Origin of the sequence: Caballeronia udeis (assembly GCF_044909315.1) — a bacterium.
GTDB classification, from domain to species: domain Bacteria; phylum Pseudomonadota; class Gammaproteobacteria; order Burkholderiales; family Burkholderiaceae; genus Caballeronia; species Caballeronia udeis_A.
Map to the genome: position 1 here is coordinate 331154 of NZ_JBIYEB010000004.1, position 13158 is coordinate 344311.

General features: G+C 60.0%; 12 protein-coding genes and 2 pseudogenes. 8 read left to right on the forward strand and 6 right to left on the reverse strand.

The annotated features are described in order from the left end of the window. Nucleotides 1-27: 27 nt before the first annotated feature. Nucleotides 28-459, reverse strand: coding sequence for an OsmC family protein (locus ABH944_RS08905; RefSeq protein ID WP_062090700.1), 432 nt, complete (start codon nucleotides 457-459; stop codon nucleotides 28-30). Between the two features lie 214 nt (nucleotides 460-673). Between ABH944_RS08905 and ABH944_RS08910 the strand changes: the two genes are divergently transcribed. Then, a complete protein-coding gene (locus tag ABH944_RS08910; RefSeq protein WP_404605569.1) occupies nucleotides 674-823 on the forward strand; it encodes a hypothetical protein in 150 nt (49 codons plus the stop codon). A 148-nt stretch (nucleotides 824-971) separates the two neighbouring features. Here the strand turns inward: ABH944_RS08910 and ABH944_RS08915 are convergent, their stop codons facing one another. Next, on the reverse strand, nucleotides 972-1190 hold the full coding sequence (locus ABH944_RS08915; RefSeq protein ID WP_062090669.1) for a hypothetical protein: 219 nt from the start codon (nucleotides 1188-1190) through the stop codon (nucleotides 972-974). A 232-nt stretch (nucleotides 1191-1422) separates the two neighbouring features. Between ABH944_RS08915 and ABH944_RS08920 the strand changes: the two genes are divergently transcribed. Further along, nucleotides 1423-2073, forward strand: a complete 651-nt coding sequence (locus ABH944_RS08920; protein WP_404605568.1) for a DsbA family oxidoreductase — start codon at nucleotides 1423-1425, stop codon at nucleotides 2071-2073. A gap of 40 nt (nucleotides 2074-2113) precedes the next feature. Here ABH944_RS08920 and waaC read toward each other — a convergent pair whose 3' ends face one another. Next, nucleotides 2114-3124 carry a lipopolysaccharide heptosyltransferase I gene (gene waaC, locus ABH944_RS08925; RefSeq protein ID WP_404605566.1) on the reverse strand — a complete coding sequence of 337 codons (1011 nt, stop codon included), beginning with the start codon at nucleotides 3122-3124 and terminating at the stop codon, nucleotides 2114-2116. Between the two features lie 335 nt (nucleotides 3125-3459). After that, nucleotides 3460-4374 (reverse strand): annotated as a pseudogene (ypfJ, locus tag ABH944_RS08930) (KPN_02809 family neutral zinc metallopeptidase). A gap of 473 nt (nucleotides 4375-4847) precedes the next feature. On the opposite strand from ypfJ, the gene ABH944_RS08935 reads away from it, so the two are divergent. From ABH944_RS08935 to ABH944_RS08960, 6 genes and pseudogenes are all read left to right on the forward strand, one after another. Further along, entirely contained in the window at nucleotides 4848-6260 is a 1413-nt protein-coding gene (locus ABH944_RS08935; RefSeq protein WP_404605564.1) for a cytochrome ubiquinol oxidase subunit I, read from the forward strand. A gap of 1 nt (nucleotide 6261) precedes the next feature. After that, the gene (gene cydB / locus ABH944_RS08940; RefSeq protein ID WP_404605562.1) at nucleotides 6262-7263 is read left to right on the forward strand and encodes a cytochrome d ubiquinol oxidase subunit II; all 1002 of its coding nucleotides are present in this window, start codon (nucleotides 6262-6264) and stop codon (nucleotides 7261-7263) included. After that, nucleotides 7241-7399 carry a hypothetical protein gene (locus tag ABH944_RS08945; RefSeq protein WP_404605560.1) on the forward strand — a complete coding sequence of 53 codons (159 nt, stop codon included), beginning with the start codon at nucleotides 7241-7243 and terminating at the stop codon, nucleotides 7397-7399. The genes cydB and ABH944_RS08945 overlap by 23 nt, the downstream gene beginning before the upstream one ends. 518 nt (nucleotides 7400-7917) lie before the next feature. Next, nucleotides 7918-8675 (forward strand): annotated as a pseudogene (locus tag ABH944_RS08950) (MipA/OmpV family protein). 9 nt (nucleotides 8676-8684) lie between these two features. Beyond that, on the forward strand, nucleotides 8685-9401 hold the full coding sequence (locus tag ABH944_RS08955) for a response regulator transcription factor (protein WP_404605558.1): 717 nt from the start codon (nucleotides 8685-8687) through the stop codon (nucleotides 9399-9401). A gap of 157 nt (nucleotides 9402-9558) precedes the next feature. Beyond that, entirely contained in the window at nucleotides 9559-10914 is a 1356-nt protein-coding gene (locus ABH944_RS08960; RefSeq protein WP_404605556.1) for a sensor histidine kinase, read from the forward strand. A 19-nt stretch (nucleotides 10915-10933) separates the two neighbouring features. Here ABH944_RS08960 and ABH944_RS08965 read toward each other — a convergent pair whose 3' ends face one another. Both ABH944_RS08965 and mnmH read right to left on the reverse strand, forming a co-directional pair. After that, on the reverse strand, nucleotides 10934-11989 hold the full coding sequence (locus ABH944_RS08965) for a permease (protein WP_404605554.1): 1056 nt from the start codon (nucleotides 11987-11989) through the stop codon (nucleotides 10934-10936). Between the two features lie 34 nt (nucleotides 11990-12023). Next, entirely contained in the window at nucleotides 12024-13133 is a 1110-nt protein-coding gene (mnmH, locus tag ABH944_RS08970) for a tRNA 2-selenouridine(34) synthase MnmH (protein ID WP_404605552.1), read from the reverse strand. Nucleotides 13134-13158: the final 25 nt, after the last annotated feature.

Genomic DNA, 13158 nt, shown 5'->3' on the forward strand with positions numbered 1-13158 from the left:
CCCCTTCGCACTTCGTTCAGACGAAACTCAGGAAACGAATTCCGTCTTCAGCGTGATCTTCGTGTTGCCGGCGAACAACTTGGACACCGGGCAACCCTCTTTCGCCGCGTTGGCGAGTTTCTCGAACGTGGCTTTGTCCGTGCCGGGCACCTTCGCCGTCACATCCAGATGGCAGGCGGTGATCGAGAACCCGTCGCCGTCCTTATCCAGCGTCACAGTAGACTTCGTTTCGATGCTTTCCGCCGTGAGGCCCGCCTGCGTCAGTTGCAGGGACAGCGCCATCGTGAAACAGCCTGAATGCGCAGCGCCGATCAGCTCCTCGGGATTCGTTCCGGGACCACCCTCGAAACGGGCTGAAAACCCATAAGGCGCGTCTTTCAACACGCCGGTTTGCGTCGAAATGTAACCTTTACCGTCCTTGATGCCACCACTCCATTTGGCCGATGCTGTCTTTTGCACGAGTATTCTCCAGAAAGTCAGGGGGGAAATGCCGCGCAATACCGCCGCAGCATGGATCGACCGCCAAGCCGGTTGAAACGCGCGCGCCGGCTTTGACGCGCCATCGGGTTGAGCAAGCACTTAGGATGCCCGAAGCAAAGCGGATAGGTTGCCGACCCCTTTTCCGGCGCCGGCCCGTTCAAGGAGGATCGATCAGCCAACCGTATTCGAAATCATGCGCACGCTCGATCCGGCGCCCACCCAAAAATTCAACGATGTCGCCATCGATATGGTCGCGAACGAAAAGCCGCTGGTGGACCCGCAGGCGTTCCGGCTGAGCAGCTTCAGCGACGGCACGAAGATTGAACTGGACGGGGTGTCTTAAGCGAGAAAAACGGAGGAATGCAGAATTTTACAGAGGATGTTTGTGGCTTTTATCACGGCCAGGTCCCTCGCAGCAGGGGTGCCGGGAAGGTATCAACAAGCTTGCCGCCAGCCAGCTCCGAGCAGTCGCTCAGAGCTGCTTTACAAAATTACTTGCCCGAGATGACTCGGCGTGCTTCGATCTCTGCGAGTTCAAGCGCAGCCTGCTCGGTTTTCACCGGACGTCCGCATCCACGTCCAAATGTCTGCCCAATGGACTCGTTACCGTTCTGAGTCACGACTCGGATATAACCCTTGAACATTGCGCCCGGTGCTGACTTTACCAACGCCTCGACGGTCTTGTTGCCCTTCGTTTCTTTGAATGCCATGGAGGCCCCCTGTTTAATAGTGGGCGGATCCTATCACGAACGGGCGTCCGATCCTTTTCGGCCGCGCCCGGTTGCGCGCGCTGCTGCTCGACGAAATCGTCGAAGAACGCAGCGTGCGGCCATGCAGTCCACCGGGATGACATCGCTCTGCGGGTAACGCGTGGACGGAGATAATGCCCGATGTCGGGTAGAATTTTGGACTAACTTTGGACCAATTCCGGACCGCCCTTATATGACAAGCTCCAAGCTGTACCTCGACGTGTGGTCCGACTTCGTCTGCCCTTTCTGCTATCTGGAAGTGCCGGTCATCGACCAGTTCAAGAATACTTATGGCGACGCGGTCGAAGTCCGCTGGCACGCGTTTGAACTGCGCCCCGAACCCGCTTCCCCGATCGATCCGGATAGCGACTCCCTGCAAGAAACCTGGGAAAACTCGGTCTACCCCATAGCCAACGAACGCGGTTTGTTGCTGCGCCTGCCGCCGGTTCAACCGCATAGCCGCAAGGCATTCGAGACCGCATTTTTCGCGCGCGAATCGGGTCGTTTCGACGTTGTGCATCGTGCGATCTTCAAGGCGTATTTCGAGGACGGCATCGATATCGGCGACACCGATGCGCTCCTGGATATCGCTGCTACCTGCGGCATCGATCCTGAATCGTTGGAAGAAGTGTTGCTAGGCGATGAGCTGACTGACGCGGTGATCGAAGATGAAGAGTTTGCGAAGAAGCTCGGCGTGACCGGGGTGCCGTTCGTCGTGCTCTCGCGTGACGGCGTGGGCGGACAGGAACCGCCGCCGCCCATCGCGTTGCGCGGCGCGGCGCCAATCGAGCATTTCGAAGCAGCGCTCGGACGTTTGTTCCCGGAAGGATTTTCGGCTGCTTGAGCGTTCCATAGCGTGCTTCGGCACGCTATGGAAGCTCGCGTCACGACACGGTTCCCGTCGCGACATCACGCGCTGCAGGCACCACCGATCCCGTCAGCACGCCTTCTATTGCGTCCAGCACCGCTGCCACATCGGGCGGAGCACTCTGGTCGCCGACCGAGACCGAACGCTCTGACGAAGCAATGCCGAAATGCTCGCGCGATGTTGCCGTAAAGATCATCACCGTGGGCCTGCCCAGCGCATACGCCAGGTGGACCAGCCCCGTATCCATGCCAACGACCAGCGCCGATGCATGGATGCAGTGCGCGCACTCGGTTACGGTCAGCTTCGGCAACACGATCGCGCCCGGCACGAGCGCCGCAATCTGCTCGCCCTCCCGGCGCTCGCCTTCCGTACCCCAGGGCAGCGCAATCCGATAACCTCGCGCCGTCAACGAACGCCCCGTCTCGGCCCACCGGTCGATCGGCCATTTCTTTTCATCGGCTGATGTGGCGTGGAACAGCATGGCGATAGGCGCGTCCTCGGGAAGCTGGAGCGGCGTAGCCAGCGGCGGCAGCCGAAGATTGAAGTCGGGAGTTTCGTCGAAGGTATAGCCCAGCGCGTCGGCCACGCTTACACGCATGCCACGCCACGCATCCGTTTTCGGCCGCGGCCCGAAGCGCTTGTTGTACGCAAACGCCGCGCCGAGTTCGCCCAGGTCCCTGTTCTTGTAACCGTAACGCCGCCGCCCGCGCGCCAGGAACGCGATGATCGCGCTCTTGTACACGCCATGGATATCCAGGATCACATCGTACTTCTCGGCCCGCAAGTCGCCGATGGACGCGGCGATATCTTTCAAATCCGCCCAGCCTCGTGCTTTCTTGAATTTGCGCAGCGGTGCGCTCAGCACGCGGTCTACGGCCGGATTCCAGCGAATGATGTCGGCAAAAGCCGCGTCCGCTGCCCAGTCGATCTTGGCGGACGGAAATGCACGGCGAAGATCGGAGACGACAGGCTGCGTCTCTACGATATCGCCCAACGATGTCACCTTGACAATCAGGATTCGCTTCATGGGGATGCTATGGGACCTTTATTTCGCCGGCGCATGCGTTCATGCCGCGACGCATGAACCATTACCGCCTGGCGGCTGGATCGCGTGACCGGTAGCGCTCTCGGCAAATCGAAAGGCGTTCGGATCATGATCGATCTGAAAACCGGGATTCTATAAATTGGCGTAATGCCGCGCTGTCAGCATTTGTAAGTTTTGCGCTGCGTGTTCTGCCCGAATTATCCGTCGAATTAACGGTTTTAACTACTATTTCACGGTCTTTCATGAACAAAGCGCCGAACGTACAGGCGCTTTGACATTGAAAATTGCGTTGCCTGATTACCTTGAAAGAACCACGCTCAGAGCGTTTTAGCGCCGAAGGTATCGCACTGTCCGATATCGCCCGTCGCCAATCCGCGATTCAACCAGCGCTGGCGTTGCGCGCTCGTGCCATGCGTGAAGGCTTCCGGAACCACGCGTCCTTGCGTTTGCTTCTGCAGCCGGTCGTCGCCTATCGCACCCGCCGCGTTCAGCCCTTCCTGGAAGTCACCCGGCTCGATCAGCTTCGCGTTGTTCTTCTGGGCGACGTTCGCCCAGACACCCGCGAAACAATCCGCCTGCAATTCGACGCGCACCGACAACTGGTTGGCCTGTTCCCGCGACATCCGCTGCCGCGCGGCATCGACCTTGTTCATGATGCCCAGGACGTTCTGCACATGGTGGCCGACTTCGTGCGCAATCACATACGCCTGCGCAAAATCTCCCCCTGCACCGAAGCGATCGCGCAATTCCCGATAGAACGATAAATCGATATAGACCGTGCGATCGTTCGGGCAGTAGAACGGTCCCATGGCTGACTGACCGGTGCCGCACGCCGTGGCGGTCCCGCCGGTGAACAGGACCAGCTTCGGGGCCGGGTAATCCTGGTTGTAGCGGGTGCGGAAAATCTGCTGCCATGTGCGTTCGGTATTGCCGAGTACACGGCGCACAAACACGGCATCCTGATCGCTCGCGCTTGCCTGCGGCTGAGCGCGCGGGTCCATCTGCCGTTGCTGCGACTGCGGCTAGCTGTATGAACCACTCTGCCCGGTCGAGCCGCCGCCCAGGATCAGCATGGGATCGATGCCGAAGAAATAGGCGGCGGCCAGCGCGATGACAAGCGTGCCGATACCAATCGAGCGCCCTCCGCCAATGCGAAATCCTCCACCTCCGCCTCCCCCGGCGCCGCGCCGGTCCTCCACATTGCGGCTCTCTGCTTCGTCATCAAGACGCATGGTTTTTCTCCCGTCGCGATGTCTGGTTTGCATCGCCGCAGGTCCATTCCTCGGACCACGAAAACGCCGGCGATGCTGTCTCGTCATGGTACCCGCCGTACGCCGGTACATCACCGCAGAATCGCACCAGGAAGGTCACTGCTCGCTGCGAGCCCCAGGCGTTCCGGCTCGCCCGCATGCGGTGGATCAGATTTGACGCAGTGCGGTTGATTGTCGCGGAATTAGCGAACCCACGATTTCGGGCATTAACTCAGTCTCTCAAGAAAACATCGATTAAACAGTCAGTTACAGATCAACTATCGAAAAAATTGCGACATTTCCGCACATTCCCGCCTCCTGCCGCGTCGCACCAATCATCTCGAAAACTGGCTTAGAGTCACTCACGTCGTACTTGATCCAACCAATAGTTCAACCAACCAGCGCCCGCCCGCGAGCTCGTTTCGAGTGCGCCCGCGACGGCTGCACAACCTGCCATGCATGCCACTCAGCAAGCGCTCGATCTAGCGCGTATCCAGTTCGCTTTTACGGTTTCTTTCCACATCGTTTTCCCTGCGCTCAGCATTGGCCTGGCGAGTTTTATCGCTGTGCTCGAAGGCATGTGGCTCAAAACCGGCAAGCCGGTCTACAAGGAGTTATGCCTCTTCTGGTCGAAGGTGTTCGCCGTCGCGTTCGGCATGGGTGTGGTGTCCGGTGTCGTGATGAGCTACGAATTCGGCACCAACTGGGGCGGCTTTTCAAGCTTCGCCGGCCCGATCACCGGTCCGCTGCTCGCCTACGAGGTGATGACCGCGTTTTTCCTGGAAGCAGGATTCCTCGGCATCATGCTGTTCGGCTGGAACAAGGTTGGTCCGAAGGGGCACTTCGGCGCCACGCTGATGGTCGCCATCGGCACGCTGATCTCGACCTTCTGGATCCTTGCCTCGAATAGCTGGATGCAGACGCCGCAGGGGTTTCGTATTGAAGGCGATCACGTGGTGCCGGTCAGCTGGTTCAAGATCATTTTCAACCCGTCGTTTCCGTACCGGCTTTCGCATATGGCGATCGCGGCGTTCATTGTCGCGGCGCTCGTGGTGGCGGCGTCGGCGGCTTATCACTTGCTTAAGGGCCGCAAGGATCCGGCCATCAGGAAGATGTTTTCGATGTCGCTCTGGCTGCTGCTGGTGCTCACGCCGCTTCAAGCCGTAGTCGGCGACCAGCACGGCCTGAACACCCGCGAATATCAACCGGCGAAGATCGCGGCTATTGAAGGCCTGTGGGATACGGAGAAAGGCGGCACCGCGCTGAATCTCTTCGGTATCCCGGACATGGAAGCCGAAACCACGAAATACGCGGTCTCCATCCCGCACCTGGGCAGCCTGATCCTGACGCATAGCTGGGACGGGGAAATCCGTGGTCTCAAATCGTTTCCGAAAGAGGACCGGCCGAATTCGACCATTGTGTTCTGGAGCTTCCGGATCATGGCCGGGCTCGGTGTGCTGATGATCCTGATGAGTGTCGCCGGCTTCGTGCTGCGGCGGAAAAACAAGCTGTTCGAGTCGAAGATGTTCCAGCGCTTCGTGCTCGTGATGGGACCGTCCGGCTTCATCTCGCTGCTGGCCGGCTGGGTGACGACGGAAGCGGGTCGCCAGCCATGGGTGGTGTACGGCGTGATGCGCACGGCGCAGGCCGTGTCGCCGGTGACCGCGCAGCAGGTCGGCGTGACGCTGCTGATCTTCGTGATTGTTTATACGATCGTGTTCGGTACCGGCATCTACTACCTGCTCAAACTGCTCAGAGCAGGTCCCGTATTGCCCGGCACCATCACGCACACACCGCGCATGGATGACGACAACCACACCGCTCGCCGGCCGCTGTCCGCCGCGACGCATTCAATAGAAGGAGCCTGAGATGGACTTGTCCCTGACGTGGGCCGCGATCATCGCGCTGGGCGTGCTGATGTATGTCGTGCTGGACGGCTTCGATCTTGGCATCGGCATCCTGTTTCCATTCTTCCCCGAGGAGCGTGATCGCGACGTCATGATGAACACCGTTGCGCCTGTGTGGGACGGCAACGAGACCTGGCTCGTGCTGGGCGGCGCCGGCCTGTTCGCGGCGTTCCCCATGATCTATTCAACCGTGCTGTCGGGGCTCTACCTGCCGCTGATGTTCATGCTGGTCTGCCTGATCTTTCGCGGTGTCACGTTCGAGATCCGCTCGAAGGCAACCCGCACGAAGCACATGTGGGATCTTGCGTTTATCGGCGGATCGGCGGGGGCGACGTTCTTCCAGGGCGTGACGCTTGGCGCGTTCCTCAACGGCATTCCGGTCGCGGACGGCCGTTTTTCCGGCGATGCCTTCACCTGGTTCACACCCTTCAGCGTGTTCACCGGACTCGCGCTGGTGGTCACCTATGCGCTGCTCGGCTGCTGCTGGCTGATTGCGAAAACGGAAGGCGATCTGCAACGCCGCTTTTATCGCATGGTGTGGCCGCTGACGCTGCTTCAACTCGGGACCATCGTGGTCGTCAGTATCTGGACGCCGCTGCAGGACGCCGGCATTGCAACGCGCTGGTTCGATACCCCCTGGTTCTATCGATTCCTGCCGGTGCCTGTGCTGGTGGTCGCGTGTGCATGGCTGATGCGCCGGTCCATCCGCTCAAGGCATGAAACGCGGCCCTTCATGATGGCGCTGGCGTTCGTCCTGCTCGGTTATAGCGGCCTGGTGGCGAGCATTTCGCCCCATGCCATCTTCCCCGGGGTGTCGCTCTGGGAGCTCGCGGCTCCCCACTCGAGCCAGAAATTCACGCTCATAGGCGCCGCGGTGATCTTGCCCGTGATCATCGCGTACACGACGCTCGGCTACTGGGTTTTTCGCGGCAAGGTGCGCCATGGCGAACATCACTATCACTGAGAACGATATCAAACGCCGCAAGAACACGCGGCTCAAGAGCACGCTGTGGTTCGTCGCGCTATGGTGCGCCGGCGTGGGCGGCGCGATGCTGCTGGCGCTGCCCTTCAAGCTGCTGATTCAGGCAGCCGCGCATTAGCGGTATGGCAAGGGCATCCGGTACGCGTTCCGGCACAGCGAGAAGCAACTGATTTTTATAAAAGAGTTTCAGATAATTCGGCGGTTGCGGAGAAGATTCGGTAATTACCTCGTCGTGACTGACGCGCTTTGAGGTCGGGTGCGTCAGCCACAGATACGGCCGGACCTGGGTGCAACGTTCATTGGATGTGACCTTGTATATCGTAAGGATGACGAATTTTTCACGAACGACCCCGACACTGGCTACCCCAACCGACCCTTCAGATGCCCGCTGATTTTTGAACCGCAACACCTGCCTCGCTATTCCCAATCGAGCGACCTTACAAGCTGTAGCGCAACGCCGGCTATAGCCACCCCGCTCCATACTTCTTTCATGGAAGTAAGCGATCCCTGAGTAAGTGAGCAGTAAGTGCCCTGGTCATACAGTACGCCCTCACGACCACACCCATGAAAGGCACTACTGTGAAAAAACACCTTCGCCGCGAGCATCAACTGCTATTTGCCGTCGCATCCGCTCTGATGTATTCGGGCGCGGTTTGGGCAGAGGGTCCTAGCGCGAATCTCCCTTATGCCGACACGAGCGGCTTCACCGTTCTGAGCAACGCCACGAACGTTACGCATTGGGGACTTGGTGGCGGTGCAGCTTTCGAGCAATCACCTTACAAAGGGTATGGCACGCACATAACGCCTGTTCCGTTCTTTTTCTTCGACGACAAATGGATACACGCAATTGGCACAACCATTGATCTGAAGGTCGGAAAATGGAGCGGTGTTGCGTTCACCCTGCGGGGGAATTATGCAATCGCAGATGGCTACAAAGGCTCCGACGCCCCCATACTCAATGGAATGCAAAACCGGAGCGCCGCATTCTGGCTGGGCTCTGCCCTCAAGTGGCAGACGCAATACGGCGACCTTTCGGGTGAATACCTGACTAGCGGAAACAAAGGGCAGAAGGCCGATATCGAGTTCGGAAAGACCCTGGACTATGGTAACTTCTCCGTAGAACCCCATGCTGGAGTCAGTTGGTTCAGCGGCAAGTATGTCGATTACTACTATGGCGTGAGGACGTCCGAGGCGCAGGCCGGCCTGCCTACACCGGGACATCCGCTTACAAGGAGTCGGTCGGCGCCAAGTTCGACTATCGCATAACACCTCACCAGCTCGTCACCCTCGACCTGGGTATAGCGCACCTGGGCAGCGGAATAACCGACAGCCCTATCGTCGGCAAGCGATTCATTCCGGAAGCCAAGGTAGCGTATCTCTACCAATTCAAGTGAACCGGCCCTATGTCGCGAATCGCACTGATCGAAGATCATGCCCGCCTGGCGGGCATGATCCGGCAATCGTTGTCCGGTGCCGGAATTGAAACCGATCTCTTCAGCAATCTTGCTGAAGCGGCCTACGGCCTGAGCCATGGCGGCTACTCCGTCATCGTCCTCGACCGCGGATTACCCGACGGCGACGGGCTACTTTTCCTGCGAACGTTGCGTGCCGGCGGAACCATGACTCCCTGCCTGATGCTGACCGCGCGCGATGCCTTGCACGACCGCATAGAAGGGCTCGAGACTGGAGCGGACGACTATGTCACCAAGCCATTTGAAATGAGTGAGCTGGTAGCACGCGTACGAACGCTGATGCGCAGGCCCGCCGAAATGACGGCACTGATTCAAAGCTTCGCTGATATTGCAATCGATCCACAGCAACACGCAATGCGTTGCGGCAACCAGTCCATCCCCCTTGCACCCGCTGAATTGCAGATCATGTCTGTACTTCTGAAGGCTGCAGGCCGGACTGTGCGTCATTCGGCACTTGAGCATGCCGGCTGGGGCCTGGGCGACGCTGTCACCCCCAACGCGCTCGAAGTGACCATTCACCGGTTGCGAAAGAAGCTGCTTACGGTTGGGGCGACCACCCGGCTTGCGAACATCAGAGGAGCGGGTTTCGCGGTCCAGCGGCCGGACTCGGTGCCGGCCCCGGTGCAAGCTGACCAGCGGTCACAATGACCGCCACGGCCAATCGCTTTGGCACAGGTCGTATTGACGTCACTTGGCAATTGACTGGGCCCGGACGGGCAACGAGCAGTTCGCCTTCAGGCCCGTGCCCGCATCACGCAATGTCATTCTCAAGCACATTCGCTTGAGTTACCCGGACAGCATCATCATGCTCAGCTACTGGATCAAAAGCCTCTCGGTGCGCTTATGGCTTACAAGTGTGGCGGCGTTGGCCGTGAGTCTTACCGCCATTGCCGCAATTGTGCTTTACGCCTTCAATCACTTGCCGGCCGACAGATTCCGGGTGAGCGAGAGCATAAGAAGCGCCCACCAGTTAGCTTCCGATTTGCGCTTTGATGAATCAGGGCGACCGGTGTCGATAAAGCTTGACGAGCGGGCAACATGGCTCTTCGATTTCGCGTCGACCGAATTGCTGTACCGCGCGCTCGATGCCTCAGGTCATGTGCTTCTCGCATCCCGTGGCGCGCTTGACAATGCCTCCTGGGATACCGGTGATTTGACGAGCTCGCTCGGCGTCATGAAACACGTGACCATCAACGGCAAGCCGTTTGACGTCGTGACGCTGGAGATCATGCATGGGCAAACGCCGTTTTTTATACAGAGCGCGGCGAGCGTCGCGTTCAATAAAGCCGTTCTTGGCGAGAAGATCGAGCCGATTCCGGAGATCGTGGCCTATACCCTGCTGATTGCGACAATCATCTTCGGCCTGACCCTGACGTTCACTGTTCGCCGCGTACTGCTGCCGCTGCGCGTGGCGTCGGATTCCGCCGCTTCCATCACTCCGCAGAACCTTCGCACGCGGCTCTCCGTCAAAGGCGTTCCCAGCGAGATCAAGCCTATTATTACCGCCTTCAATGATGCGCTGGCACGCCTCGAAAATGGCTTCGCGGTACAGCAGCAATTTCTCGCCTCCGCCGCTCATGAACTGCAGACACCCCTGACCTTGATAAGAGGGCAAATCGAATTGCAGCCCGAAGTCGAGAACAAGGATTTGCTATTCCGGGAAATCGACTTGATGGCGCGACAGGTCCGGCAACTCCTGCACCTCGCCGAAGTCAGCGAATCGCAAAACTTCGAATTTGGCGAAGTCGACAAGGTCGATGTTGTCGAGGACGTCGTGGACTATCTGGCGCGCAAGGCGGATAAAAAACAGGTGAAACTGCATGTCGACGCCCCGGCCATTCCCGCGACAATGCAAGCTGACAGGAGCGCGCTTTTCATCTTGCTGAAGAACATTGTGGAAAACGCGATCAACGCGACGCCAACGCGCGGCTCCGTCATTGTTTCCGTCGACCAGACAACGATCTGCGTCCAGGACGAGGGGCCCGGCGTCAACCCTGAAGATCTGCCATTTCTGTTTGAGCGTTTTTGGCGCGCACCCGATGCTCAATACGACGGGGCTGGCCTGGGCCTGTCGATCTGCAAGGAAATAGCGCTGGCGCACAATTGGAAACTGACCGTCAAAACATTGGCGACCGGAACGCAGTTTATTGTTTCCTTCTAGCTGGATCGCTACCCGGTATTCAGAACCCCAGCGCCACCGCAAGCAGCCCCGCGACAATCCCGAAGCCGACGACCGCAACGGCTACGAACGTCAGCACGCGGGGCGGAAATGAGCGGCCAAGCATGGCGACCGACGGCAGGCTGACGGGCGGCAGGGTCATCAGCAGCGCGCCTGCAGGACCGACGGACATGCCGAGCGACAGCATTGCCTGGATGATCGGCACTTCACCGGCTGTCGGGATCACGAACAGCGTGCCCGCAATAGCGAGACCCACGATGCACAACACGCTGTTGTCGATATTCGGACCAATATGCGGAAACAGCCACGCCCGTGCCGCGCCGAGCACCAGCACGAGCACGATGTACTCGGGAACGAGCCGGATCGTCATGCGCCCGAGAATACGAACCCAGCGCGTGAATGCCGTGCCCGGATCTTCCTCGGTGACCAGCGCCGCCATCGCGCCGCGTGACGCTTCCGCTTCCTTCGGCGTCACCATCCGGTTCACTACGTAACCAAGACCGAACACCATCACGATTCCTAGCGCGAGCCGCAACCCCATCCATTGCCAGCCCAGCACGAAACCCATGAAAATCAGCGTGGCCGGATTCAGCACGGTGTTGCCGAGCCAGAACGCAATAGCCGCACCCGGCGCCGCCTGGCGCGCCCGCAAGCCGGCGACGACCGGCGCTGCGCAGCAGGTGCACATCATGCCCGGCAGCGACATCAGGCCGCCGTTCACGACGCTGCCGAAGCCGCTCTTGCCCAGCGCCCGCGCGACCCATTGCGGCGGAATCAGCGCCTGTACAGCCGAGCCGAGCAACAGGCCGAGCACCATGGCCTGCCAGATCGCCTTGCCGTAGGCGAAGGCATAGTCAATAGCGGCCTGCCACGACGGCGCAGGCGCGCTCGCCGCGGTGCCCATCAGGATCGATTTGCCGATGGAATGCTGACTGGCCGCCACGAACGCACGGTTGTAGTACGGAAACCATTTGACGTAGAACAGGCCGACGACTGCGATCAACAGGAATGTGATCCAGCCGAGCGCGACGCGCGGTTGTCGAAGAGTGGATTGCATGGTCTTGGTTAGTTTGTATTGGAATGAAACAGCTTCAGGCTGGCGTGATGGGCGGTGTGATGGGTGGCCTGACGGGCAGCCTTTCCGCGGAACGCGCGGCGTCGAGCCGTGCCAGGAGCGCCCTTGCCTGTTCGACCGCATCGGCGCCGTTCGGGCGGAACAGCATGTGCGTGGCGCGGGACAACTCGCTGAAATTTTGGCGACTGCTGCGCGCGTAGGCCGGATCGTAATGCAGGTCGATCAGTTCGCGGGCAAGCTCAGCCTGCCGCCCCGCGTCGATCAGTGTGTGCCAGCCGCTCACCCGCTCGCGGCTATGCAGCCCGATCAGCCGCGCTAACTGCTCCTTGAACGACTCCGGATGCTGGAAAAGATGCGCATAGTCGTGCAGCAGGAACGTGGCGCGGTCCTCGCGGCTTGCCTCGACCTCCACACATGCGCCGCGATGAAACGACTCCAGCAGCGCCAGCGGCAACGAAATCGCGCCGATCCGCCGACTCTCCGCCTCGACGAACACCGGCCGCGCCGGGTCGAAGCTGCGCAGCGCGCCGACCAGCAGCGTGTCGAACCATTTCTGCGATGGCTGCGGCTCACCCGGCAGCGCGCCGAGCAGTGAGCCGCGGTGCGCCGCCAGTTGCTCCAGGTCCAGCGTCTGCGCGCCGGCCTCGCGCAACGCGTGCAGCAAACGCGTCTTGCCGCTGCCGGTAGGCCCGGTCAGCACGATGTACCGGAACGTGGCGGGCAGATGGTCGAGCGTATCGAGCGTCGCGCGCCGGTAGGTTTTGTAACCGCCTTCCAGTTGCCGCGCCGGCCAGCCGATCATGCTGAACACTGTAGTGACGGAACCGGACCGGGTGCCGCCGCGCCAGCAATAGATCAGCGGGCGCCAGTTGCGCGGCCGGTCGGCAAAGGTCGTATCGAGGTGCTGCGCAATATTGCGTGCGACAAGCGCCGCGCCCACGCGGGACGCTTCGAACGGCGACACCTGCTTGTACATCGTGCCGACCAGCACCCGCTCCTCATTGCTCAGCACAGGCGCGTTGATCGCGCCGGGGATATGGTCATCGGCGAATTCGAGCGGCGTGCGGACGTCGATTATCTCGTCGAAATCAGCTATGCGATCGAGGGAAACAAGCAGGTTTTTCAAGGTGCGGCGCGCAAAAGTACCCGGA